General features: G+C 65.3%; 20 protein-coding genes. 14 read left to right on the top strand and 6 right to left on the bottom strand.

All coding sequences use genetic code 11. From position 1 onward, the window contains the following. The first annotated feature begins 57 nt into the window (after nucleotides 1–57). The 11 genes from EO094_RS10535 (at nucleotide 58) to EO094_RS10485 (ending at nucleotide 12,240) form a co-directional block, all read left to right on the top strand. On the top strand, nucleotides 58–717 hold the full coding sequence (locus tag EO094_RS10535; protein ID WP_128292258.1) for a response regulator transcription factor: 660 nt from the start codon (nucleotides 58–60) through the stop codon (nucleotides 715–717). Further along, nucleotides 714–2,102, top strand: coding sequence for a sensor histidine kinase (locus EO094_RS10530; protein WP_128292257.1), 1,389 nt, complete (start codon nucleotides 714–716; stop codon nucleotides 2,100–2,102). Before EO094_RS10535 ends, EO094_RS10530 begins: the two co-directional genes overlap by 4 nt. A gap of 132 nt (nucleotides 2,103–2,234) precedes the next feature. Next, nucleotides 2,235–3,404, top strand: coding sequence for a mandelate racemase/muconate lactonizing enzyme family protein (locus EO094_RS10525; protein WP_128292256.1), 1,170 nt, complete (start codon nucleotides 2,235–2,237; stop codon nucleotides 3,402–3,404). 12 nt (nucleotides 3,405–3,416) lie between these two features. Further along, the gene (locus tag EO094_RS10520) at nucleotides 3,417–4,319 is read left to right on the top strand and encodes a LysR substrate-binding domain-containing protein (protein WP_128292255.1); all 903 of its coding nucleotides are present in this window, start codon (nucleotides 3,417–3,419) and stop codon (nucleotides 4,317–4,319) included. Between the two features lie 122 nt (nucleotides 4,320–4,441). Continuing rightward, nucleotides 4,442–6,061 carry an FAD-dependent oxidoreductase gene (locus EO094_RS10515; protein WP_128292254.1) on the top strand — a complete coding sequence of 540 codons (1,620 nt, stop codon included), beginning with the start codon at nucleotides 4,442–4,444 and terminating at the stop codon, nucleotides 6,059–6,061. Continuing rightward, nucleotides 6,058–6,915, top strand: coding sequence for a transporter substrate-binding domain-containing protein (locus EO094_RS10510; protein ID WP_128292253.1), 858 nt, complete (start codon nucleotides 6,058–6,060; stop codon nucleotides 6,913–6,915). The genes EO094_RS10515 and EO094_RS10510 overlap by 4 nt, the downstream gene beginning before the upstream one ends. 50 nt (nucleotides 6,916–6,965) lie before the next feature. Next, entirely contained in the window at nucleotides 6,966–7,712 is a 747-nt protein-coding gene (locus EO094_RS10505) for an amino acid ABC transporter permease (RefSeq protein WP_128292252.1), read from the top strand. After that, a complete protein-coding gene (locus tag EO094_RS10500) occupies nucleotides 7,709–8,551 on the top strand; it encodes an amino acid ABC transporter permease (protein WP_128292251.1) in 843 nt (280 codons plus the stop codon). Before EO094_RS10505 ends, EO094_RS10500 begins: the two co-directional genes overlap by 4 nt. After that, a complete protein-coding gene (locus tag EO094_RS10495; RefSeq protein ID WP_128292250.1) occupies nucleotides 8,535–9,323 on the top strand; it encodes an amino acid ABC transporter ATP-binding protein in 789 nt (262 codons plus the stop codon). Before EO094_RS10500 ends, EO094_RS10495 begins: the two co-directional genes overlap by 17 nt. Before the next feature lie 90 nt (nucleotides 9,324–9,413). Continuing rightward, a complete protein-coding gene (locus EO094_RS10490; RefSeq protein ID WP_128292249.1) occupies nucleotides 9,414–11,480 on the top strand; it encodes an NADH:flavin oxidoreductase in 2,067 nt (688 codons plus the stop codon). A gap of 46 nt (nucleotides 11,481–11,526) precedes the next feature. Further along, nucleotides 11,527–12,240: an HAD-IA family hydrolase gene (locus tag EO094_RS10485; protein WP_128292248.1), complete on the top strand. Its 714-nt coding sequence runs from the start codon at nucleotides 11,527–11,529 to the stop codon at nucleotides 12,238–12,240. An 88-nt stretch (nucleotides 12,241–12,328) separates the two neighbouring features. Here the strand turns inward: EO094_RS10485 and EO094_RS10480 are convergent, their stop codons facing one another. The 6 genes from EO094_RS10480 to EO094_RS10455 form a co-directional block, all read right to left on the bottom strand. Further along, entirely contained in the window at nucleotides 12,329–13,789 is a 1,461-nt protein-coding gene (locus EO094_RS10480) for an AMP nucleosidase (protein WP_128292247.1), read from the bottom strand. A 45-nt stretch (nucleotides 13,790–13,834) separates the two neighbouring features. Continuing rightward, nucleotides 13,835–14,569, bottom strand: a complete 735-nt coding sequence (locus EO094_RS10475; RefSeq protein WP_128292246.1) for an ABC transporter permease — start codon at nucleotides 14,567–14,569, stop codon at nucleotides 13,835–13,837. Beyond that, nucleotides 14,566–15,504: an ABC transporter ATP-binding protein gene (locus EO094_RS10470; protein ID WP_128292245.1), complete on the bottom strand. Its 939-nt coding sequence runs from the start codon at nucleotides 15,502–15,504 to the stop codon at nucleotides 14,566–14,568. Before EO094_RS10470 ends, EO094_RS10475 begins: the two co-directional genes overlap by 4 nt. Beyond that, the gene (locus EO094_RS10465; protein ID WP_425455871.1) at nucleotides 15,501–16,697 is read right to left on the bottom strand and encodes an ABC transporter permease; all 1,197 of its coding nucleotides are present in this window, start codon (nucleotides 16,695–16,697) and stop codon (nucleotides 15,501–15,503) included. The genes EO094_RS10470 and EO094_RS10465 overlap by 4 nt, the downstream gene beginning before the upstream one ends. Then, nucleotides 16,660–17,568, bottom strand: coding sequence for a glycine betaine ABC transporter substrate-binding protein OsmF (gene osmF, locus EO094_RS10460; RefSeq protein ID WP_128292244.1), 909 nt, complete (start codon nucleotides 17,566–17,568; stop codon nucleotides 16,660–16,662). The genes EO094_RS10465 and osmF overlap by 38 nt, the downstream gene beginning before the upstream one ends. A 227-nt stretch (nucleotides 17,569–17,795) precedes the next feature. After that, complete coding sequence (locus tag EO094_RS10455; RefSeq protein ID WP_164879625.1) at nucleotides 17,796–18,836, bottom strand: AraC family transcriptional regulator; 1,041 nt, start codon at nucleotides 18,834–18,836, stop codon at nucleotides 17,796–17,798. A 148-nt stretch (nucleotides 18,837–18,984) separates the two neighbouring features. On the opposite strand from EO094_RS10455, the gene EO094_RS10450 reads away from it, so the two are divergent. The 3 genes from EO094_RS10450 (at nucleotide 18,985) to EO094_RS18925 (ending at nucleotide 22,566) form a co-directional block, all read left to right on the top strand. Next, nucleotides 18,985–20,661: an acyl-CoA synthetase gene (locus tag EO094_RS10450; RefSeq protein ID WP_128292242.1), complete on the top strand. Its 1,677-nt coding sequence runs from the start codon at nucleotides 18,985–18,987 to the stop codon at nucleotides 20,659–20,661. A 132-nt stretch (nucleotides 20,662–20,793) separates the two neighbouring features. Continuing rightward, nucleotides 20,794–21,984 carry an acetyl-CoA C-acyltransferase gene (locus tag EO094_RS10445; RefSeq protein ID WP_128292241.1) on the top strand — a complete coding sequence of 397 codons (1,191 nt, stop codon included), beginning with the start codon at nucleotides 20,794–20,796 and terminating at the stop codon, nucleotides 21,982–21,984. A gap of 150 nt (nucleotides 21,985–22,134) precedes the next feature. Then, nucleotides 22,135–22,566 carry a BA14K family protein gene (locus EO094_RS18925; RefSeq protein ID WP_128292240.1) on the top strand — a complete coding sequence of 144 codons (432 nt, stop codon included), beginning with the start codon at nucleotides 22,135–22,137 and terminating at the stop codon, nucleotides 22,564–22,566. Nucleotides 22,567–22,610 lie beyond the last annotated feature (44 nt).

The following is a 22,610-nucleotide window of genomic DNA, read 5'->3' as shown; positions in this document are numbered from 1 at the left end:
GCTTCCTGTCAGGCAGATCACGCAGAACGTCGGAAGCAAAACAAAAGGTGGATTGGAATGCGCGTCCTTCTCATCGAGGACGACACGGTTCTCGGGGCCGCGGTGCGAGATCAGATCAAGGCCGACGGCCATTCCGTCGACTGGGTCACACGCCTCGACGACGCCCGCGACACGCTTTCCGCCGGAATCTTCGATCTCATCCTCCTCGACCTCATGCTGCCGGACGGGCGCGGCGTGCCATTTCTCAAGAACCTGCGCACGAGCGGGGCCGTCACGCCCGTCATCATCCTGACTGCGCTCGACCAGATTTCCGACCGCATCGACGGGCTCAATGCCGGCGCCGACGATTACATCGTCAAGCCGTTCGATCTCGACGAACTTTCCGCGCGGATCGGCTCCGTCGCTCGGCGCTATTCGGGAAATCCCAATCCCATCGTGACGCTCGGGCCGCTCGACATCGACCTCGCCGCCCGCAGCATCCACCGCGACGGCAAGGCCGTGGCGCTGACGGCCCGCGAATGGGCGCTGTTTGAAGCTTTTGTGCAGCGTCCGGGCCAGCTCCTGTCCAAGGCCCAGCTGGAAGAGCGGCTTTATTCCTTCGACGATACGGTCGACAGCAACGCCATCGAGGTGCATGTCAGCCGCCTGCGCAAGAAGCTCGGCCGCGACATCATCGAGACCGAACGCGGCCTCGGCTACCGTCTCGGCCATCCATGACCGCGCCGCGCTCCCTTCAGCTTCGCCTCGCGCTCGCGCTCGGTCTCGCCGTCACGATCCTGTGGCTCGCGGCGGCAAGCTTCACGGCCGAAAAGCTCCGTCACGAAATGGACGGGCTCTTCGACGCGGCGCTGAAGGACGCGGCCCAGCGCATTCTGCCGCTCGCCATGCACAGCCGCCGCGAACATCGGCGTGACGAGGAATCCCGAGACGACGAGCGTCGTGATCGCCGTGGCGGACCGGCACGAGCGGAGCGCATCGCCCGGCTGCACAAGGACGACCGCTTCTTCACCTGGGTTGTGCGCGACCGGAAGGGCGAGACGGTGCTGCGCTCGGCCAATGCCGACAAGGAGGCCTTTCCTCCCTTCACCCGCGAGGGGTTCCGACAGACGGCGACGCACCGCCTTTACTACGATGCGGCCGGTCGCGACGGGCTGACGATTGCGGTTGCCGAACCCCTCTCCCACCGGACCGCCATGGCGCGCGAGATGCTTCTCTCGCTCGGGCTGCCGCTCGTCATCGTCATCCCGCTCAGCCTTGCGGCGATCTTCTTTGCCGTGCGCACCAGCCTGCGGCCTGTCCGGCGGCTGCGCGCCGATCTCGCGCAACGCGGCGCCCGCAATCTTGCAGCGCTTTCGGATCGCGGCCTGCCGAGCGAGCTTGAACCGATCGTTCAGGGCATGAACCAGCTTCTCGACAGGCTGCGGGCCGCCTTCGAGGCGGAACGGAGTTTCGCCGCCAACGCGGCGCATGAATTGCGCACGCCGGTCGCTGGCGCGATCGCGCAGGCCCAAAGGCTGCGCGCCGAAACCGAGGACGCGAGTGCTGCCGAGCGTGCGAAGGAGATCGAGACGACGCTGAAGCGGCTCAATCTCCTGTCGGAAAAACTCATGCAGCTCGCACGTGCCGAGGGCGCCAGACTGCGCACCGACACCCCCGCCGATATGCGGCCGATCCTGAAGCTCGTCGTGGACGATTTCGCCCGCATCGGCGCAGCACCCCGCCTGCATCTTGAGATGCCGGACGAGCCGGTCCTGTCCGACCTCGAACGCGACGCTTTCGGCATTCTCTGCCGCAACCTCATCGAAAACGCTCTGAAGCACGGGCGCACGGGCGAACCGGTCGATATCGCGCTGTCGCAGGCCGGCATCCTGGCGGTCGCCAATGCCTGCCCGCCGGTGGCGGAAGAGGATCTCGCCCGGCTCACGACCCGCTTTGCGCGCGCCAGCGACAAGAAGGATGGCAGCGGCCTCGGCCTTGCCATCGTGCGCACCATCGCCGAGCGCGGCGGCGGCGAGCTCGCCTTCGCCTCGCCGATCCCCGGTAAGCCTGCGGGTTTCGAGGTTCGCTTCACGCTGCCCCGTTCCGAAGCCGGACCCGCATGACGCGCAAATGCTAACAGACCCTTGAAGGCAATCCCACGATTGTTCTTTTAGTCAAATAAGAGACTGGCCAAACGATCGATCACAACAGAGACTGACCGCAATGCCATCCACAACAGAGCGGCACCTGCGATCATGTTTTTGAAGTCTGCTGAAATCTTCGCGCTCAAAAGCGGCGGTATCAATCCGGTGCTGCTGCGCCTGACGACCGACAGCGGTGTGGTCGGCCTCGGAGAAGCTGCCGTCGCCTATGGTGTCGGCGCCAAGGCCGCCGCGGCAATGCTGCAGGAGCTCGCCGAGCGCTTTCTACGTGGGGGCGTCGATCCCTATCGCACCGAAAGCATCGCTGCGAGCATCAAGGATTTCAGTTTCTGGGCGAAGGGCGGCGGGCCGATCCTGCATGCGGGATTGAGCGCCATCGAACAGGCTCTCATCGACATCAAGGCACGCAGCCTCGACGTTCCTGTCTACGAGCTCCTGGGCGGGCGGATGCGCGACACGCTGAGAACCTATGCCAATGGCTGGTATTTCGGCTGCAGCTCGGATCGGGAACTGCCCGCGGCCGCCGAGCGAACCGTCGCTGACGGCTATTCCAGCCTAAAATTTTATCCCTTCGCAGAAATCCTCGACGACGGACGCCTCCGCCATCCCTCCCTGCGCGGCAGTGCCGATCCCGATCTCGTCAAGCGCGGTGTCGCCCTCGTCGCTGCAGTACGCGAAGCGGTCGGGACGGATGTTGAATTGCTGCTCGATCTCTCCGCCGGCCTCACGCCCTTCGATGCGATCCGCTTCTGCCACGAGATCGAAAAATACGACGTGGCCTTCGTCGAAGAACCGACCGAACCCGACGATTTGAACGCGCTCAAGCTCATCTCGGATCGCGTGTCGCAGCCGATCGCCGTCGGCGAGCGCCTCTATGGCCGCCAGGGTTTTCGCGATCTCCTGGAAAGCCGCAGCGTCGCCATCCTGCAGCCCGACCTCGGCAATACGGGCGGCATCTGGGAGGCTCGCAAGATCGCCGCGATGGCGGAAGCCTATGGCCTCAAGGTCCAGCCGCATATCTGCGCCAGCTCGCTGTCGACAGCGATCGGTGCGCATTTCAGCGCATCGATCCCGAGTTTTTACGTCCAGGAGCATTTCCCCTATTGGGCGCGAGTGCCCGGCTATGTGGAAGTGCTGCAAGACCCGCTCGAGCCACGGGTCCAAAACGGCCGCCTCCCCGTCGACGACCGACCGGGCTTCGGCGTCGACCTCGATGATGAGAGAATTGCCGACTTTCTGTTCTGCCGGATCGACCTCACCTGAAGCGAGGCAGCCTTGAACCTTCAACAGCTCGCAGCTTTCCGCGCCGTCATGATGACCGGCACCGTCAGCGGCGCCGCCGAAGTTCTGGGGCGCAGCCAGCCGGCGGTGAGCCGCATGCTGGACCGGCTGGAGGCGGATCTCGGCCTCACCCTCTTTGAACGCCGCAAGGGCCTGATCATGCCGATGCCGCAGGCGCGCCGGCTGCTCGACGAGGTCGAGCGCGCCTATGTCTCGCTCGATTCCTTGCAGGCGCTGGCGACCCGGCTCGCCAAGGGCCAGGGCGACCAGGTCAACCTCGCCATCCTTCCCGCCCTCGGGCTCAGCTTCATGCCGCGCGTCATCGCAAGATTCCGCGACGAGCGGCCCGGCACCCGCGTCAGCCTCGCCATCCGCATGTCACCCACCGTGGAGGAATGGGCGGCCGGCCAGCAGGTCGATTTCGGCTTTGCCGAGATGCCGGTTCGTCGAACCGGCTTCGATACCGAGATCTTCTCAGATTCCCCCTATGTGGCGGCGGTGCCGAGCGACCACGATCTCGCGGATCGCTCCTGTCTTGGGCCGACCGATCTCGCCAAAGGGCCCCTCATCTACTGGACGCCCTTCGTCGCGGCACGCCATCTTCTCGATCAGGCACTCATCACTTCGGGGGTGCGCGTGGAGGCGCTGTGCGAAACGAGCCTCTCGGGCGCCGCTTATGAGATGGTGAAACAGGGCCTCGGCATTGCCGTCATCGATCCCTACACGGCGATCCTGCAGCGCGACGATCGCATCCGCCTCATCCCCTTCCGCCCGGCCATTCCTTTCAGCGTGGCTCTTCTTCGGCCGCAATTTCGTGCCGCAACCCCGGCGGTCGAGCGCATGCTCGAGCTGGCAAAAATGGAACGGGACAAAGTGCTTGCCGAGGTTCCGTCCTGACCCGGGCGCCGCATCCCGCTCTCGGTATGCCTTTTGCGCATAACCATCGGCATATTTTTAATTTTGAACATTTCGAGGCTATCGACATAGTCGCGACAGAAAGTCGCCTCACCGGGAAGTATATGCCGAGCACCCTTGCGAACCTTGACGGGCTTGAATGCGATGTCGCTGTCATCGGAGCCGGGATCAACGGAGCAAGTGCCGCTCGCGAACTGACCGAAGCGGGTTATTCTGTCCTTCTCTGCGACAAGGAAGATTTCGCCGCCGGCGCGAGCAGCCGCTCTTCGCGGATGCTGCATTGCGGGCTGCGTTACTTCGAGGCCGAAAACCCGGTCGCGGCCTTCGGCCTGCATCCGCAGCGGTTTGTGCAGGCCTTGAGGATGGCGCGCGCCGGCATGGAGGCCCGCCACGAGATCGCCGAGACCGCAGCCGACGGCGTGAAACCGTTCACAATGTGCTTCCCGGTCTATCCCGAAAGCCCGGTGAAGAGCTGGCATCTCGATGTCGGGCTCCGGCTCCTGGAGCGGATCGGCCCCGGCGCGCCGCCTCTCGAATACCGCAAGATCACCGGCGATTTCGAACGGCACCTGCCCTTTGCGGGCGATCTGCGCGATCTCGACCGCCTCAAGGCCGTGGCGACCTACCGCGAATACGTCTTCGACTGGCCGGAACGCTTCTGCGTCGATGCCGCGCTCGAAGCGGAAGCGGAGGGCGCCGTCGTCAAGAACTTCTGCCGCGCGGAGCTCGTCGAGAGGGATGCGGCAAAACGCTGGATCCTGCGGCTCGAAGCCAAGGACGGCTCGGTCGCGACGGCAAAGGCCCGCCTCGTCTTCAACATGGCGGGCACCTGGATCGACGAGGTTAATGCGGAGGCTGCTCCCGGCGCGCATGACGCCCCGCGCGAAGGGCCCGAGCGGCTGATCCGCGGCACCAAGGGGGCGCATATGATGGTGCGCCTGCCTGAGAGGTATCAGGGCTACGGCATCGCCACCATGCACCGGCAGGGCATGCCCTTCTACGCCCTGCCCTCGCATGAGGATTTCTTCTATTTCGGGCCGACGGAAACGCCCTTCGACGGCGACGCCAAGGATATTTCCGCAACCGACGACGAGATCGATTTCCTTCTCGGCGAAGCCAATTATCTCCTGCCGGGCTTGAACCTCACCCGCGCCGACATCGCCTTCACCTGGGCAGGGGTCAGGCCCCTCACCTTCGATGAAGAGCTGCCGATGGGCCGCCGCTCGCGCGAGATCCACGACCTGTGGCAGGACGGCATGCCGAACGTCTTCGCCATGACCGCCGGGCCGGTGATGTCGCATCGCAGCGCCGGCCGGGTACTGCGCAAACGCGCGGAGGCGGCACTCGGCCCCGCACCCCACGCCAAAGGCAAGTCCGCTTCGCCCTGGCGGATCTCCGAGACCTCGCCGCGGCTGTCGCAGCCGGAACCCGCCGGCAACGCCCGACGCGCCGCCTTCCGCCATGCCGTCACGCACGAACATGCGCGCGACCTCAAAGGCATTCTTTACACGCGCACGGCCCTTGCCTGGCGCCGCCATCTCGCACGCGAAGATGTGGAGGAGGCCGCCCGGTCGGTGGCCGATCTCCTCGAATGGACGCCCGAACGAACAGCCGAAGAAGTCGAGGGCTTCCTCAACTACCAGCGGACGGTGTTTCGCACCGGTCAGCGCTCAAATGATCGATCGACCGCAATGCCAGCCTCAACCGGAGACATGCAGCCATGAAATCGATAGCGAAAGTCCTAGGCCTCCCCGTCCTCGCCGCATTGGCGGGCGCGACCTTCCTCGGCGCCACGGCCCCGGCCCAGGCGGCTGACGGCCGCCTGCAGGAAATCCTCGATCGCGGCACGGTCCGCGTCGGCGTGCTCGGGGCGTTCAAGCCCTGGTCGTTCCCCTCGACCGACGGCACCCAGGAAGGCATCGAAATCGACCTCGCAAAGAGCGTGGCCGATACGCTCGGCGTCGATCTCGAACCGGTCGTCGTCACCTCCGCGAACCGCATGCAGTTCCTGCAGCAGGGCAAGATCGATGTGATCATCGGCGGCATGTACGACACGGCCGAACGCCGCAAGATCATCGGCATCATCGAGCCGGCCTACTGGACCTCCGGCCCGACCTTGATGGCCAAGGAAGGTGCCATTGCGAGTTGGGAAGACATCAAGGACAAGCCGATCTGCGCCAAGCAGGGCGCCAATTACAACAAGCAGGTTCAGCGCGAATACGGGCCGCGTCTCGTCGCTTTCACCGGCAATACGGAAGGCAAGGCCGCCCTTCGAGCCGGCAAATGCGTCGCCTGGCTCTATGACGACGCCTCCATCATGGCCGACCTCGCCTCCGGCGAATGGGACGGCTACGAAATGCCCGTCTCCGTCCTCTTCAACAATCCCTGGGCCTCCGCCGTGCCGATCGAAGAGCTCGACAAGCCCTGGGGCGTCTTCATGACCGGCATGGCCTATCGCTGGCAGGCCGACGGCAAGCTCCTCGAGCTTGAAAAGAAGTGGGGCGTGAAGCCGTCCGATTGGCTCGCCGAACAGCACAAGCGTCTCGAATGGGACGAAAGCTACCTCGACGGCCAATAAGCGCCCGTAGCGAGACCAGGGGAAGTCAGTTTTAATTGCAGGGCATAAGCTTGTTCAGCCTCATCGCGCCTTTGTTCCAGCGGCTCTACGACGAGACCGGCCTCAACTTCATCGTTTTCTACGATCGCTATGAATACGACCGTTTCGTCTCCGGAATCGCGATTTCGCTGCAGCTCATCTTCTGGTCCATTCTGCTTTCCCTCGTCATCGGGGTTCTGGGCGCGTGGGTGCAAACCTCGCGCTCACGGCTCCTGAGGGGCGTCGTCAACGGCTACATCCAGCTCTTCCGCAACACGCCGCCCCTCATCCAGCTCCTGTTTTTCTATTTCGGCCTCGGCGCCTTCACGCCGCAGGTCGATATGGGCGGCTATTACGAGCCGCTCATCTCCTCCTTCAGCTGGGCGATCCTGTCGCTCGGCATTTTCGGCGGCGCCTTCAACGTGGAGATCTTCCGCTCCGGCATCGAGGCGGTGCCGAAATCGACGGCGGAAGCCGCGGAAAGCCTGTGCTTCTCACGCTGGCAGACCTACGCCTATGTCACCCTGCCTCTCGCCTTCCGCATCAGCCTGCCGGCCCTCACCAACAACCTCGTCAGCCTCGCGAAGACGACCTCGCTCGCCTACGTGATCTCGGTCCCGGAGATGACCTACACGCTCAATCAGGTCTGGTCGGACAACATCAACGTGCCGGAGATGATGCTCGTCCTGTTCCTCTTCTACGTCATCATCGTCAGCCTGATCGCCGCCGGCCTGCACTGGCTCGAAAAACATCTGGCGCTGCCGGGATATGGACAATGAAGACAGTCCGCCCCTTCCGCATCGACGCCGAAACCCTGTCGTCGTTCCTTCCCAGTCGCGCGATCCGCGGCTGGCAGGGCCTCCTGCTTCTCGGCATCTTTCTCGCGAGCCTCGCCGCCGCACAGGCTCAGGGCGTCGCGGCGCCGCAGACACCCTCGGCAATCGCCACGCTCATCGAGTGGATGCCCTTTATTCTGAAAGGCTTCGTCCTCAACCTCGTCATGAGCTTCCTGGCGATGGGGATCGCGACGGTTCTCGGGATCGCGCTCGGCATGCTGCAGCTCAGCCACAGCCGCCTCCTGCGCGCGCCGGCCTGGATCATCACGCATCTCTTCCGCAACTCGCCCTGGCTCGTCATCCTCTTCGTCGTCATGCTCCTCGTCCCTTTCGAGGTGGAGCTGCCGGGCGGGCGAAACCTGATCCTCTCCGACTGGATCAAGGCGACGATCGCCTTCTCGCTGCCGGTGATGGCGAATGTCAGCGAGATCGTGCGCGGCGCCATCGTTTCCATCCCGCGCGGGCAGTGGGAATCGGCGGAGAGCCTCGCCTTCACCCGCGGCCAGACGCTGCGCTGGATCATCCTGCCGCAGTGCGTGAAGCGGGCGATCCCGCCGTGGATGAACTGGTACGCGCTTCTCGCCATGGCGACGCCGATGGCCTCCATTCTCGGCGTGCGCGAAGCCGTCGGGAATGCGCAGGCGGCGATGGAAGCGGCGGGTGCCCGGCCGGAACTCCTCGTGCCGTTCTATCTGTTCCTGCTGCTTCTCTTCTTCGCCTACATCTACCCGATTTCGATTTGGACCCGAGCGATCGAGCGAAAATATGCTGTCGAGACCTAAGAAAACTGCGTCTGGCGCGGATACGCCGGCCTGGACGCCGGACATGCCGCTCGTCGAGGTGCACGACGTTCACAAATCCTTCGGCGAGCTCGAAGTCTTGAAGGGCGTCAGCTTCGATGTCCGCCAGGGCGAGGTCGTGTGCATCATCGGCCCGTCGGGTTCCGGCAAGTCGACGCTGATCCGCTGCATCAACGGCCTCAACAACATCCAGCAGGGCTCGATCAAGGTCGAAGGCCAGGAGGTCAACGACCCCAACCTCAACCTCCTGGAACTGCGCAAGAAGGTCGGCATCGTCTTCCAGCAGTACAATCTCTTCCCCCACAAGACGGCGCTCGAAAACGTCATGATGGCGCCGGTGAAGGTTCTCAAAGAGCCGAAGAAAGAGGTGGAGGAGCGCGCCCGCGCCCTCATCGCGAAAGTGCGCCTGAGCGGCAAGGAAGACGTCTATCCCGGCCATCTTTCCGGCGGCCAGCAGCAGCGCGTGGCGATCGCCCGCAGCCTCGCCATGCGCCCCGACGTCATGCTCTTCGACGAGGTGACGGCGGCGCTCGATCCGGAAACGGTCAAGGAAGTGCTCCTCACCATCAAGGAGCTCGCGGCCGAAGGCATGACCTGCATCCTCGTGACCCACGAAATGGGCTTTGCCCGGGAGGTGGCGGACCACGTGTATTTCACCGACCGAGGCGTGATCGTCGAGCACGGTCCGCCGGAAGAATTGTTCACCCGCGCCAAGGACGAGCGCACCCAGCGCTTCCTTAGCCAAGTCGTCTAGCCGCATCGCCCTCGGCCTCGCGGTCGCAACGGCGTGACGGACCCCGTCGCGCCGAAGGGATCGCTATGCCTTCGTCAAAGAGAGAAATGGATGTTTGAAACCGCACTCAGCCAAACGCCGCTGCAAGGCGATCCCGCCCACAAGGATCCGCTCCTGCGCCCTTTGCGCATCAAGCATGTCGAATTCCGCAACCGCATCATGAGCACGAGCCATGCCTGCGGGCTTGAATCCGGCGGCATGCCTCAGGAGGCCTACCAGCTCTATCATCTGGAAAAGGCCAAGGGCGGTATCGGGCTGTCCATGTTCGGCGGTTCGTCCAACGTCGACCGCGATTCCCCGAACATTTTTCGTCAGCTCAATGTCGGCGACGACGCGATCATTCCGCATCTGAGGCGCTTCAGCGAACGCATGCACGGGGAAGGCGCGGCGCTCATGTGCCAGATCACGCATCTCGGCCGCCGCGGCGATCCCTATGCCGGCGACTGGCTGCCGACGATCGCCCCCTCGCCGCTGCGCGAAACCCTGCACCGCAGCATCCCGAAGGAGATGGACGAACACGACATCGCGCGTGTCGTGAAGGCCTATGCCGCCGCCGCGCGCCGCTGCAAGGAGGGCGGGCTCGACGGCATCGAGACGCTCGCCGCCGGGCATCTGATCGGCCAGTTCCTCTCGCCTCTCACCAACCGGCGCACCGACCGCTTCGGCGGCAGCCTGGAAAACCGCTGCCGCTTTGCCGTGATGGTGCATGCGGCGATGCGCGAGGCGGTCGGAGAGGATTTCCTGATCGGCATTCGCTACGTGGTCGACGAAGCGACCAAGGGCGGCCTCAGCTTCGACGATTGCGTCGAGGCGGCGCTGCTTTTGAAGCGCGAAGGCGCCGTCGATTTCTTCAACGCCATCTACGGCACGATGGACACGACGCGGGCGCTCGCGGAAGAGAACATGCCGGGCATGGGCTCCAAGCTCGCGCCCTGGGTCGAGCCGGTCGGCGCCTTCAAGGCCGAGATCGGCCTGCCGGTCTTCCATGCCGCCCGCATCGCCGACATCTCGTCGGCGCGCTTTGCCGTTGCCGAAGGCAAGCTCGATATGGCGGGGATGACGCGCGCGCAGATCGCCGATCCGCATCTCGTCGCCAAGCTTGCCGCCGGTCGCGAGGAGGACGTCCGCCCCTGCGTCGGCGCCACGCATTGCCAGTCGCCCTATCGCCCCTCCTGCCTGCACAACCCCGTCACCGGCCGGGAAACGAAGCTGAGCCACGTCATCCGCCCGACGGACGGGCCGAAGCGCAAGGTCGTCGTCATCGGCGGCGGCCCGGCCGGGCTCGAAGCGGCGCGCATCGCGGCCGAACGCGGCCATGACGTATCGCTCTACGAAGCCGCGGCCGATGTCGGCGGGCAGGTTCTTCTCGGCTCGACCGGCTCCTGGCGCCGCGATCTCATCGGCATCGTGGAATGGCGGGTCGCCGAGCTTTCGCGCCTCGGCGTCGAGATCCACACCAACGCCTATATGGAGGCCGACGACATCAAGGCGCTCGCCCCCGACGTCGTCATTCTCGCCACAGGCGGCCTGCCGCAGATCGATCTTCTTGAAGGCGACGATCTCTGCGTCAGCACCTGGGACATCCTTTCAGGCCAGGTGCCGATCGGGCGCGACGTCCTCGTCTATGACGGCACCGGCCGTCATCCGGGGCCGCTTGCCGCCGAGAAGGCGAAGGAGGCCGGGGCGAACGTCACCTATGCCACGATCGATGTGACGATCTGCGAAGAGCTCACCTATGCGGAGCGGCTGCGCTGGAAGAAGCGCTTCCTCGCCCTCGGCGTCACGCCCGTTTCGGAGACCCGCCTCGTCGCCGTCACCCGCAAGGACAACCGCCTCGAAGCCGTCCTCCTCAACGAGCTGTCGCGGGAGGAGACCTCCGTTCTCGTCGACCAGGTGATCGTCGAGCAGGGCAGCATCCCGATGAACGAACTCTTCGAAGAGCTGCGCACGACTTCCAAGAATGACGGCATCACCGACATCGAGACCTTCATCAGCCTGCAACCGCAGCCCTTCCGGGACGGCGCCGGCTTCGAGGTCCACCGCATCGGCGATGCCGTTTCAAGCCGCAACATCCACGCCGCCATGCTCGATGCGGTCCGCATCTGCAGCCCGCTTTGAGCGGGCAGCACCAGCTTCTGCAATTTCCCCCAAGAAAGGCCACGCCATGCGATTTTCCCACTTCAAGGTTCTCACATTCGACGTCGTCGGAACGCTCATCGATTTCGAGAAAGGTCTGCTCGACGGATTTCGTTCGTTCGGCGGACCGGCGGCCCGCGATCTCAGCGACGACGAGATCTTCGTTCCCTACATCGAGGCCCGCCACATTTATCCGGGCCGCTCCAGTCAGGTGATGGAAGACGTCTATCAGCACGTTGCCGGCAAGCTCGGGCTCGACACCAGCAAGGGCGCAGCCACCGCGTTCCAGGCGCATGTCCTGAACTGGCCGGCCTTCCCGGATTCCGCCGAGGCACTGAAGCGCCTGCGCACCCGTTTCCGGCTCGTCGCGATGACCAACACCGACCGCGTCGTCTTCACGAGCTACGCGCATACCCTCGGCCATCCCTTCCATGACGGCGTGACGGTCGACGAGGTGGGCATCCCCAAGCCCGATCCGCGCTTCTTCGACTTCAACCGCGGCCGCCAGTCGGCCTTCGGCTACAAGCAGGAGGAAATTCTGCATGTGGCGCAGAGCCAGTATCACGACATCGGCGTGGCCCGCGAACTCGGCTATTCCGTCTGCTGGATCGAGCGGCGGCAGGGCCAGGAAGGCTTCGGTGGCACGCCGGTGCCGAAGGAAGTGACGAAGCCGGACTTCCATTTCCCGACGCTCGCCGCGCTCGCCGATGCGATCGACGAGGATTTCGCCGCAAACCACTAAAGGCGGTCGCGCGCGTTTTGATCCTGCAGGCCGGCTCCGGCCGGCCTGTCTCCAGTAAGATCTCGGGCGCTCACCGGATCTCGGGCGCTCAGCGGAAGGGCGGCTCGTCGAAGGCGCGCAGCTTGCGCGAATGCAGCCTGTCTCCCTCGCGGCGCAAAAGCTCGACGGCGCGGATGCCGATCTGCAGATGCTCTGAGATCGCCCCCTCATAGAACCGGTTCGCCTGCCCCGGCAGCTTGATCTCGCCGTGCAGCGGCTTGTCGGAGACGCAGAGAAGCGTCCCGTAGGGCACGCGGAAACGGTAGCCCTGCGCGGCGATCGTCGCACTCTCCATATCGACGGCGACGGCCCGGCTCTGATTGAGGCGATGCGCCGAGGCGGTGTAGCGCAGCTCCCAATTGCGGTCGTCCGTGGTGACGACGGTGCCGGTTCTGAGCCGCAGCTTCACCTCTTCGCCATGCATGCCGCTCACCTGCTTGGTCGCATCGTAAAGCGCCCGCTGCACCTCGGCGAGGCTCGGGATCGGGATATCCGGCGGCAAGACGGCATCGAGAACATGGTCGTCGCGCAGATAGGCGTGAGCGAGCACATAGTCGCCGATCGACTGGCTTTCGCGCACGCCGGCGCAATGGCCGATCATCAGCCAGGCATGCGGGCGCAGCACCGCCAAATGATCGCAGATCGTCTTCGCATTCGACGGTCCGACGCCGATATTGACGAGCGTGATCCCGGAACGACCCGACCCCATCAGGTGATAGGCCGGCATCTGGTGCTTCTTCCAGGCGAGCTCGGAGATCGCCCGCTCCGGATCCTCCGTCTCCTTCGTCACGAGACTGCCGCCGGCGCAGGAGAGCGCCTCATAGGGGCTTTCCGGATCGCGCACCTGCTCACACGCCCAGCGAATGAACTCGTCGACGTAGCGGCTGTAATTGGTGAAGAGAACGAAGGGCTGAACGTGGTCGGCGGGCGTGCCCATGTAATGCTTCAGCCGCGCCAGCGAAAAATCCGTGCGCAGCGCATCGAAATGCGACAGCGGGATCTCCTGAGCGGAGGCAAACAGCCCGTCGGAAACCTCATCGCCGATCAGAGCGAGTTCCGTCGTCGGAAAATGCCGGATCATTTCGAGCGTCGTCGCCCGGTCGAGCACGAGATCCCCGTCCTCGAGGACATAGGGAAAAGGGATTTCCTGGGACGACGGACGCACGCTCAGATGCACGCGGTGATCTTCGGCCAGAATGGCGAGCTGATCGGCGAGGTAGTTGCGAAAGAGTGCCGGCCGCGTGATCGTGGTCGTGTAGCCGCCCGGGCGCGTGAAACGTCCATAGGCGCGCGGCTTGAAGCTGCGCGGCGGTGCCCCGTCCCAGCTGACGCGCAGCTCCGGATAACAGAAAAGGCCCGCCTGGCGGGCCGCCGGATCGGGCGGCGTTCCGTCCTTGGCAAAGAGCGCGATGGCGTCCCGCAGCTCCTGGACGGCGGCCTCGTAAAGCTGTTCGAGGCGGTTCAGCGCGTCTTCGACGCCGGCTATGTCGGTTGTCCTGTCGTCTTTCATCACAATTCCTTCCGCCCGGAAGGCCATATCGCAAGACGCCTCTGTTTAGCTACGGGCGGCCGTCATCCGCGAGATTTCACCGAGACCGTCATAGAGGATGACGGCGAGCGCGCCGGTCAAAAGGCCGCCCTGCAGCACGAAGGCGAGATTGTTGGAGTTGAGCCCGGCGATGATCACCTCGCCTAAGCCTTTGGCGGCGACCGTGGAGCCGATCGTCGCCGTCGAAAGCGCAATCACGAGCGAAATGCGTACGCCTTCGAGGATCACGGGCAGAGCGAGCGGCAGCTCCACCTGAAAAAGCCTCTGCCGCCCCGTCATGCCCGTCCCCTTCGCCGCTTCCGCGACGGCCGGCTGCATGCCGGTCAAGCCCGCGAGCGTGTTCTCGAAGATCGGCAGAAGCCCGTAGAGAAAGAGGGCGATCAGGGTCGGCCAGGTGCCGAAGCCCACCACCGGCACGGCAAGCGCCAGCACCGCGACGGGCGGAAAGGTCTGGCCGATATTCACGATGGCGCGCGACAGGGGCAGAAATTCCGCGCCGATCGGCCGGCTCACCAGGATCGCGAGTGCCACACTGATCAGGGTCGCCGGCACGATCGCCGCCACCACGATCAGAAGATGCGAGATGGTGAGGTCGAGAAGGCTGGCGCGGTCATAGATCGCCGGCGCGCCCACGGGTGCAAACGGCTCAAGCAACGGCCTGAACGCCTCCGGGACGAAGAGGAAGGCGAGCACCAGCGCCACGAGCGCAAGCCGCAGGAGGAGGACGAAAGGCCGGCTCATGCCACCGATCGCGCCGCATCGAGAAGCGCCCCTCGCCGCACGAGACCACACGCCGTCCCGTCTTTACCGACCACGGGCAGAACCTCGCGACCACTCCAGATCATTTCCGCCAGCGCATCATAGAGCGAGCGATCGGCGGCAATCGGCGTTCCTTCCGCGGTTCCTTCTTCGGTCCGCTCGCTCACCGGGATGAGCGAGAGATAGCGGAACGGCCGGTCGTCGTCGCCGACGAGGTTGCGGACATTGTCGCTCGCCGGATGGGTCAGGATTTCGGCCGGCGGCGCGAGCTGTTCCACCCGCCCCTCGCTCATCACGGCAATGCGGTCGCCGAGCCTGATCGCCTCGGCCATGTCGTGGGTGACGAGCAGGATGGTGGAGCCGAGGCGGTCCTGGATGCTCTTGAGATCGGTCTGCGCCTTGGCGCGGATGACGGGATCGAGCGCCCCAAAGGGCTCGTCCATCAGAAGCATGTCGGGACGGGCGGCAAGCGCGCGGGCAACGCCGACGCGCTGCGCCTGACCGCCCGAGAGCTGGTGCGGATAGCGCGGCGCGATCTCGTCGGGATCGAGCTGCAGGAGCTCCAGAAGCTCGTGCACGCGTGCGTCGATCTTCTTGCGATCCCAGCCCAGGAGCTTCGGCACGGTGGCGATGTTGCGGGCGACCGTCCAATGCGGAAAAAGCCCGTGATCCTGGATCGCATAGCCGATGCGGCGGCGGAGCTCATAGGCCTTCATCTGCCGCGTATCGGTGCCGTCGATCTCCACCAGCCCCCGTGTCGGTTCGACGAGCCGGTTGATCATCCGCAGGAATGTCGACTTGCCCGAGCCGGACGTGCCGACAATCACCGTGATCGTCGCCGCCTCGATCTCCATCGACACGTCGCGAACGACGGCAGTGCCGGCATATTCCTTGGTGAGGCCTTCGATGCGGATCATGCCTTTGCTCCGGGGAGAACGTCGATGACGGCGTCGAGCACGACGGCGGCGGCAAATGCCAGCGCCACCGTCGGCAGTGCGCCGAGAAGGATGAGGTCGGTCGCCGTCTGGCCGAGCCCCTGGAAAACGAAGGTGCCGAAACCGCCCCCGCCGATGAGCGCGGCGATGGTGGTGAGGCCGATATTCTGCACGAGCACGATGCGCACGCCCGTCAGAATGACCGGCAAAGCGAGCGGCAGTTCGACGGAGATGAGCCGTTGGCGGCTCTTCAGCCCCATCCCGGCGGCCGCTTCCGTGACGCTCGGCGATACCCCGGAAAGCCCGGCCGCCGTGTTCGCAACCATCGGCAAGAGCGAATAGAGAAACAGCGCCACGAAGGCCGGCGCCATGCCGATGCCGCGAATGCCGATTTCGGAGGCGCCCGGCACGTTCGCCGCCACCCAGCTCAAAGGCACGATCAGCATGCCGAAGAGCGCGATCGACGGGATCGTCTGGATGAGGCTCAAGGTGCTGAGGACCGGGCCTTTCAAGCGTTCGGAGCGGTGGATCAGGATGCCGATCGGCACACCGGCGGCGATGGCGACGGCGAGCGAACCGAAGGCGAGCTGCAGATGATGCGCGCCCTCCCGCCAGAAGGTCGCCGCGTGCCCGCGATATTCGGCGAGGATCGACAAGGCGTCCCATTCCCCGGTCATGAGGATTGCGCCGATCGCGGCCGCCGCAAGCGCAAACACGCCGAGCCTCAGGAGCGGCCCGGGCTTCAGCCTGACGATCGCATCGGTGATCAGGATCGACAGCGCAAAGCCCGCGAGCCAGAAGCCCGCTCCCGGCGCCACGCGCGCATAATCGGCTCCGTCCGCCATCAGCATGCGCGCCGACACACCGATCGCGATCAAGAGGAGAAGCAGGGTGAGCGCCGGGGCGGCGAGCCGGATTGCCGGCGGGCGCACGAAGAGCGCGACCGCAATGGTAGTGACCGCGCAGGCGAGCAGCGCCGCGGCCCAGACGGCGGGCAGCGCGTCGAAAAGCCCGCGCGCCTCGGCGAGCGCGATCCGGTTCGCCCGGTAACTCGAAAGCGGCAGAGCGAGCGCAACCGCCAGCAGCGCGCCCATGGGCGCGCCGAGCTTGTCAGGACGCGGGATCACAAAGCCCGGCTCAGCCGTCGATGAAATCGTGCGAGACGAGGAATTCATGCGCCACATCGCCCGCCGGCTGGCCCTCGACCTGCACCTGGCCATTGAGCTTCTGCAGCGTTTCGAGCGTCAGGGCCTCAAATACGGGCTTCAAGAGATCGGCGATCTCCGGATGCTCGTCGAGAACGGGTTTTCTGATGATCGCGGTCGGCTGATAGACGGGCTGCACGCCCTTGTCGTCTTCCAGAACCTGCAGGCCGGCCGCCTGGATCGCGCCGTCGGTGCCGTAGACCATCGCCGCATTGGCGCCGTTCGTCTGGCGCGCCGCCGCGCGGATCGTGGCCGCCGTATCGCCACCCGAGAGCACGATGAGCTGATCGGAATTGAGCTTGAAGTCATAGGCCTTCTGGAAGGCCGGCAGAGCCGCGGCGGAGTTCACGAATTCCGAGGAGGCGACCAGCTTGACCTCGCCGCCATCCTTCACCCACTTGCCGAAATCGGAGAAGGTCGTGATGCCGTTCTCCTCTGCCACATCGCTTCGAAGCGCCACGGCCCAGGTGTTGTTGGCCGGCGCCGGCGTCAGCCAGACGATGTCGTTTTCCTCTCCGTCGAGCTTCTTGGCCATGTCGTAGGCCTTCTCGGCATCCGTCCAGACCGGCTCGTCGGCGCGGTTGAAGAAGAAGGCCGCATTGCCGGTATATTCCGGATAGATGTCGATCTCGCCGGCGGTGATCGCCTTGCGCACCACGGGCGTCGCGCCGAGCTGCAGACGGTTTTCCGTCTCGATGCCGGCATCGTTCAGAACTTCCAGGATGATGTTGCCGATGACGCCGCCTTCGGTGTCGATCTTGGAGGAGACGACCACCTGGGCGGAGGCACTACCGGCGACGAACGTTCCGGCCGCGACAGCCAGGGCGATGAGAATTTTCATGGACGATCTCCAAAATCTCCGACGATGGGTGACGCGACCATCGGCGCGCGGTGCGAACGCCGGAAAATCCGAAGCATCAAGGCAAGCTCCCCGGATTGCATCCCATTCCCCCCGCAGCTCATCCAACGGTCAACCACCAGCTAGGTACAGCAGGTGAACGCCTTGTCCATGATGGAAGATCCAAAAGTCGCGCAAAACGCCCCGTTCGCGGCGGATTCGTCGCGCCTTCAGAGCGTCTCGTTCGGCGCCGAACCTGTCTCGCCGGGCGATCGGGGCTCAGGCTTTCTCGCCTCGCGGCGGAACTCGCCCGGGCTCTTGCCGGTCCATCGGCGAAAGGCGCGATGAAAGGCGCTCGGCTCGGAAAAGCCGAGATCGGCGGCAAGCTCGCCGACCTTTGAATGGCCGTGGAGAAGCTCCTGCGTCGCCACCGCCATGCGCAGCTCGTCCTTGATGTCGTTGTAGGTCTGGCCTTCGAGACGTAGCTTCCGCCGCAAGGTGGAGGCGGGCAGACGCATCTGCGCGGCGAGTTCCTCAAAGCCCGGCCAGGCCGAGGGCGGCATCGCCCGCAGGCGCTCGCGCAGCCGCGCGGCCTGCCCCGCATCGTGGCGGTAGCGCACCAGAATATTGGCGGGCGCCTGGCGCAGGAACTCGCGCAGCGCCCGCTCGTCGCGGATCGGTGAAAGCTTCAGAAAATCGGCATCGAAGACGAGCCCGCTCTCCGGCTGATCGAAACGCACAGGCGCACCGAAGAACAAGCGGTATTCGGCCTCATATGGTGGCGGAGGTCCGCGAAAGTCGACCCGGCGGAGCGGAATGCGCCGCCCGATCAGCCAGCAGGAGAGCCCGTGCACCATGATCCAATAGGTGCGGTAGGCGAAGGCGGAGCGCGGACTGGCTTTGTCCTTGAGGACGATTTCGGCGAGCCCGTCGGCGACGCAGAGCTCGCCATAAGGGTCTTCCAGAACGACCCGCAGAAAACGCAGCGCCCGCCGCAGTGCCTGCTCCAGGCTTTTGGCCGACAGGATCGCATGGCACAGAAGTGTGAAACTGCCGCGCGGCATCGGCCTTGCCGCCTCGCCGAAGAACTCGTCATCGACCGCAAGCGCCACCGCCAGCCAGAGCGCACCATATTGCTCGGCCGACACCGGCTCCACCACGATTGGCGGCATGCCGGCCTGGCGCAGGAGCGGCTCTCGCGCGATGCCGCGCCGGTCCAGACAGGCGAGCGCGTCTTCGACGAAACACGGGGCGATCATGCGCCGTTCCAATCAAGCCCACTCCCCAAAAAGTGGCGAAACCGATCATGAAATTAGAGCAATTCGGTCATCGCACGCCATATCTCTTCATCGCTAACCTGACTTCACAAAAGAACACGGTTCCTCCGCCGCAGCGGAAAGGAACTCAGGGAGGACAGATATGGCCGCGCCTTCTGGCAGCGAAGACCGCGACGATTATGCCGACGCGATCGCGAACTTTCGTCTCGACGACATCACGAAGCTTCTCTCGGGCGATCTCGAAACTGGGATCAACGCCTGCGTCGAATGCTGCGACCGGCATGTGGCCGGCGGCGGCACGGCGCTTCACTATATCAGCGCCGATGGCCGTCAGGAGACCTACAGCTTCGCGCAGATGCAAAAGCTCTCGGCGCGCTTTGCCAATCTTCTAGCCGAGGAGGGCGTCAAGCCGGGCGATGTCGTCGCCGGCATGCTGCCGCGCACGCCGGCACTCCTTGCCATCATTCTCGGAACCTGGCGGGCGGGCGCCGTCTACCAGCCGCTCTTCACCGCCTTCGGCCCGAAAGCGATCGAGCACCGGCTCCAGATGTCGGACGCCCGCCTCGTCGTGACCGACACGGCCAATCGCGGCAAGCTCGAGGGGATCGCGGCTCTTCCCCGCGTCGTCCTCGTCGGTAGTGGGGACAGCACGGCGTCGTCATCGGGAGACCTCGACTTCGACAGCGCCATGGCGCGCCAGTCGGAGGAATTTGCGCCGGTGATGCGCTCCGGCGACGATCTCTTCCTGATGATGTCGACCTCCGGCACGACGGGGCTCCCCAAGGGCGTGCCGGTGCCGCTCAAGGCGCTTGCCGCCTTCCTCGTCTATATGCGCGATGCCGTGGAATTGCGGGCGGACGACGTCTTCTGGAACATCGCCGATCCGGGGTGGGCCTACGGCCTTTATTACGCCGTCACCGGCCCGCTCGTCCTCGGCCATGCGACCACCTTCTATGACGGGCCGTTCACGGCGGCGAGCACCTACGACATCATCAAGCGCTACGGCATCACCAATCTCGCCGGCTCGCCGACGGCCTTCCGGCTTCTGATCGCCGCCGGACCCGAGGCCGCCGCCGAGGTCAAAGGTCAGCTCCGTGCCGTCTCGAGCGCCGGCGAGCCGCTCAACCCGGAAGTCATCCGCTGGTTCGCCGAGCATCTCGATGCCCCGATCCACGATCATTACGGGCAGACGGAACTCGGCATGGTGGTGAACAACCATCACCGCCTCCGCCACCATGTGCATCCGGGCTCCGCCGGCCATGCCATGCCCGGCTACCGCGTCGCCGTCCTCGACGATGGCGGCCGCGAACTGCCGGCGCACAAGCCCGGCATCCTTGCCGTCGACATCGCGAAATCACCGCTTCTCTGGTTCTCCGGCTACTGGCAGCAGCCGACGCCGGCGATCGCCGACGGCTATTACCGCACCGGCGATACGGTGGAGATGGAAGAGGACGGGCGCATCAGCTTCGTCGGTCGTGCCGACGACGTGATCACCTCGTCGGGCTATCGCATCGGCCCCTTCGACGTGGAAAGCGCGCTCATCGAGCATCCGGCCGTCATCGAGGTGGCAGTCATCGGCAAGCCCGATCCGGAGCGCACCGAGATCGTCAAAGCCTATGTGGTGCTGCGCGAGGGGACGGAAGCCTCGACGGAGCTCGCCGAAGAGCTGCGCCTCTACGTCAAGGAGCGGCTCTCCGCGCATGCCTATCCGCGCGAGATCGAGTTCACCGAGGCTCTGCCGAAGACGCCGAGCGGCAAGCTGCAGCGCTTCATGTTGCGCAACCGCGAGAAGGCGAAGACCGACAGCGACGCCGCCTGAGCCACCGGCCCCGGAGCTGGGCCGCCCACTCCCGGCCGCCAACTCCCGGCCTTCTGGCCTCTTGTCCGAACTCAGCCCGTGCGCTTCGGCGCACGGCATTCTTGCCGCCCGCGTCAGAAAGCGAGACATGCCATGCAAAATCCCGATCCTGTCGTCATCGTCGGTGCCGCCCGCACGCCCATGGGCGGCTTTCAGGGCGATCTCAAGGATGCCACGGCTCCAGAGCTCGGCGCCGCTGCCCTCAAAGCCTCGCTGGAGAGGGCCGGGGTCACGCCGGAGGCCATCGACGAGGTGATCTTCGGCTGCGTCCTCAGCGCCGGTCAGGGCCAGGCGCCCGCGCGTCAGGCGGCGCTCGCTGCCGGCCTGCCGCTCGCCACCGGCGCCACCACCGTCAACAAGATGTGCGGCTCCGGCATGAAGGCGGCGATGCTCGCCCACGACGCGATCCTCGCCGGCTCTGTCGAAGTGGCCGCGGCCGGCGGCATGGAGAGCATGACGAACGCGCCCTATCTCCTCGACCGGGCACGCTCCGGCTACCGCATGGGCCACCAGAAGGTCATCGACCACATGTTCCTCGACGGCCTGGAAGACGCCTATGACAGGGGCCGGCTCATGGGCACCTTCGCGGAGGATTGCGCCGAGGCCTATCAGTTCACCCGCGCCGCCCAGGATGCCTTTGCCATCGCCTCGCTGGAAAAAGCGCAAAAGGCGATCACCGACGGCAGCTTTGAAGACGAGATCGTGCCGGTCACGGTGAAGACCCGCAAGGGCGAGGACACCGTGCGCCAGGACGAGCAGCCGCCCAAGGCGAGGATCGACAAGATCCCGAGCCTGAAGCCCGCCTTCCGCGAGGGCGGCACGGTGACGGCCGCCAATTCGTCCTCGATTTCAGACGGCGCGGCCTCGCTCGTTCTCATGCGCCGTTCGGAAGCGGACAGGCGCGGGCTCACGCCACTTGCCGTGATCGCCGGGCACGCCACCCATGCCCAGGCGCCCAATCTCTTTCCGACGGCGCCGATCGGCGCGATCGAGAAACTCGTCCAACGCACGGGCTGGGATCTGCGCGACGTCGATCTCTTCGAGATCAACGAAGCTTTTGCCGTCGTGGCGATGGCGGCGATGCGCGATCTCGACCTGCCGCAGGAGAAGGTGAACGTGCATGGCGGCGCCTGCGCGCTCGGTCATCCGATCGGGGCCTCCGGCGCGCGGGTTTTGGTGACGCTTCTGGCCGCGATGCGCCAATACGATGTGAAGCGGGGCATCGCCTCCTTGTGCATCGGCGGCGGCGAGGCGACGGCGATGGCGATCGAACGGCCGGCCTGAGCGCGACAGCCCGAATCGGCCTCTTTCCGACGGGGTCAAAAAAACGGCGTGCAGGCCCCGCGCGCGTCAAAAGCGCCTTCGCTTTGACATACCTCGGGAACACTCTCGGCAGACGGCGTATAATGCCGGCCCAAGACCTGGGAGTGAACAATGCGATTGAAGAGCCTCACGGTCAAAATTTGCTGTCTTGCCATCGGCCTTGCCTGGAGCATCCCCTCGGCCTCGGCGGCACCGGTTTCAGCCCCTGCGGTCGCGCCGCCTGACGCCGCACAAATCGTGCAGCCGGTGCAATGGGGACCGCCGCCACCTCCGCGCTACGGACCACCCCGCTATTACCGCCCTCGCTACGGTCCTCCCCGTTACGGGCCGCCGCGCTATGGCCCGCCGCCGCGTTGGCGCAGACCGCCTCCGCCGGGATGGGGCCCACGCCCGCGGTACTACGGCCCGCCCCCGGTCCGCTACGGCGCGCCGCGCCCGTGGACGCGCGAATGGTATGCCTATTGTTCGTCGAAATACCGCAGCTTCGACCCGCGCACAGGCACCTACCGCCCCTATAACGGGCCGCGCAGGCTCTGCCGCTGAGACAAACGGCAAAGTTCGGGCGGAGCCTTGCTCCGCCCGGATTT

Source organism: Afifella aestuarii (assembly GCF_004023665.1).
In the GTDB taxonomy this organism is placed as follows: Bacteria; Pseudomonadota; Alphaproteobacteria; order Rhizobiales; family Afifellaceae; genus Afifella; species Afifella aestuarii.
Note: the sequence above shows the minus strand (reverse complement) of the source record. Positions and strands in the feature narration are given on the sequence as shown.

Excerpts from the sequence above, each read along its gene's own strand:
- EO094_RS10535 (WP_128292258.1), top strand. The coding sequence starts at position 58 with ATGCGCGTCCTTCTCATCGAGGACGACACGGTTCTCGGGGCCGCGGTG.
- EO094_RS10530 (WP_128292257.1), top strand. The coding sequence starts at position 714 with ATGACCGCGCCGCGCTCCCTTCAGCTTCGCCTCGCGCTCGCGCTCGGT.
- EO094_RS10525 (WP_128292256.1), top strand. The coding sequence starts at position 2,235 with ATGTTTTTGAAGTCTGCTGAAATCTTCGCGCTCAAAAGCGGCGGTATC.
- EO094_RS10515 (WP_128292254.1), top strand. The coding sequence starts at position 4,442 with ATGCCGAGCACCCTTGCGAACCTTGACGGGCTTGAATGCGATGTCGCT.
- EO094_RS10510 (WP_128292253.1), top strand. The coding sequence starts at position 6,058 with ATGAAATCGATAGCGAAAGTCCTAGGCCTCCCCGTCCTCGCCGCATTG.
- EO094_RS10500 (WP_128292251.1), top strand. The coding sequence starts at position 7,709 with ATGAAGACAGTCCGCCCCTTCCGCATCGACGCCGAAACCCTGTCGTCG.
- EO094_RS10495 (WP_128292250.1), top strand. The coding sequence starts at position 8,535 with ATGCTGTCGAGACCTAAGAAAACTGCGTCTGGCGCGGATACGCCGGCC.
- EO094_RS10490 (WP_128292249.1), top strand. The coding sequence starts at position 9,414 with ATGTTTGAAACCGCACTCAGCCAAACGCCGCTGCAAGGCGATCCCGCC.
- EO094_RS10485 (WP_128292248.1), top strand. The coding sequence starts at position 11,527 with ATGCGATTTTCCCACTTCAAGGTTCTCACATTCGACGTCGTCGGAACG.
- EO094_RS10480 (WP_128292247.1), bottom strand. The coding sequence starts at position 13,789 with ATGAAAGACGACAGGACAACCGACATAGCCGGCGTCGAAGACGCGCTG.
- EO094_RS10475 (WP_128292246.1), bottom strand. The coding sequence starts at position 14,569 with ATGAGCCGGCCTTTCGTCCTCCTCCTGCGGCTTGCGCTCGTGGCGCTG.
- EO094_RS10470 (WP_128292245.1), bottom strand. The coding sequence starts at position 15,504 with ATGATCCGCATCGAAGGCCTCACCAAGGAATATGCCGGCACTGCCGTC.
- EO094_RS10465 (WP_425455871.1), bottom strand. The coding sequence starts at position 16,697 with ATGAATTCCTCGTCTCGCACGATTTCATCGACGGCTGAGCCGGGCTTT.
- osmF (WP_128292244.1), bottom strand. The coding sequence starts at position 17,568 with ATGAAAATTCTCATCGCCCTGGCTGTCGCGGCCGGAACGTTCGTCGCC.
- EO094_RS10450 (WP_128292242.1), top strand. The coding sequence starts at position 18,985 with ATGGCCGCGCCTTCTGGCAGCGAAGACCGCGACGATTATGCCGACGCG.
- EO094_RS10445 (WP_128292241.1), top strand. The coding sequence starts at position 20,794 with ATGCAAAATCCCGATCCTGTCGTCATCGTCGGTGCCGCCCGCACGCCC.
- EO094_RS18925 (WP_128292240.1), top strand. The coding sequence starts at position 22,135 with ATGCGATTGAAGAGCCTCACGGTCAAAATTTGCTGTCTTGCCATCGGC.